Annotated in this window: 1 protein-coding gene; it reads right to left on the bottom strand. The window is 62.3% G+C overall.

Annotated features, from left to right (window positions below; genetic code table 11):
- Positions 1-870, bottom strand: an 870-nt coding sequence (locus WN73_RS11710; protein ID WP_271552863.1) for an IS110 family transposase, incomplete at its 3' end; no start/stop codon positions are given.
- Positions 871-985: the final 115 nt, after the last annotated feature.

Here is a 985-nt window from a genome sequence, read left to right as displayed (position 1 = left end):
AATCAGAGCCCGCCTGGCCAGAGCGTTGCCAGCCTTGGTGATGTTGCCGCGTCGGATGGTTGCGCCGCTCGAATACTCCGACGGCACGAGGCCGAGAAAGGCCATCAACTGGCGAGGATTGTCAAAGCGAGAGAAGTCGCCAACCTCGGCAACCACCGTCACGGCAACGATGAAGGCGATGCCGCGCATGGCCTGCACGGCCTCTACGATTGGCGTCATCGACCATTGTGGCGCCAGCTCCTCGATCCGCTTGGTCAAGCAGTCCACGCGGGCCTCAGCGTCGGTTACGGCATGAATGTAGTCCTGCAGAACGATTTGGCTCGCCGGGTGATCGAAGCGCACCGTGGTGAGCCAGCGACGATAAGCCAGTGTCCACCCCCTCTTCCCGGCATAGATGCGCCCATGTCGCAGCAGGAAGCCTTGGAGATGTTGCCGCGCCTTGCCGAGCACACGCATCGCCGTGGCGCGGGCTCTCACCAAGTCGCGCATGGCCTCATGCGCTGCATCCGGAACCCACACGGCTGTCAGTTCGTCGCTCCGGTGCAGCTTGGCCAGCATCGCCGCATCGCGCCGGTCGGTTTTTACCCGATCGCCGGCTTTCATCGGGATCAGCGAGGGAGCCACCACGATGCAGTTGTGCCCCAGTCCCGTCAGTTGTCTATACAGGCCATATCCGCAGGGCCCGGCTTCGTAACAAAAACTTACCTGCCGGTCACCCTTGCCAAGCTTCTTCGCCAGTTTGGCGATTTGATCGGCGCGATTAGGGATGATCCCCAAGTTACGAACTTCTCCGCCGCGCATCGCTTCGGCCACTGCAACCGAAATCGTCGCCTTGTGCACATCCAGCCCCACGAAAATGCTATCGTTCATCAGGCCCGCTCCCCATGCTTGAGGCTCGGCGCCGGACCATCCGGCGCAACCCTCGATAGGAGCTTGCCGCGGGGCGGGCCGCCCGTCACCTCAGAAGGCAAACATAGGGTCTAGG

The sequence above is a fragment of the Bradyrhizobium sp. CCBAU 45394 genome (assembly GCF_028128655.1).
GTDB lineage: Bacteria > Pseudomonadota > Alphaproteobacteria > Rhizobiales > Xanthobacteraceae > Bradyrhizobium > Bradyrhizobium diazoefficiens.
Note: the sequence above shows the minus strand (reverse complement) of the source record. Positions and strands in the feature narration are given on the sequence as shown.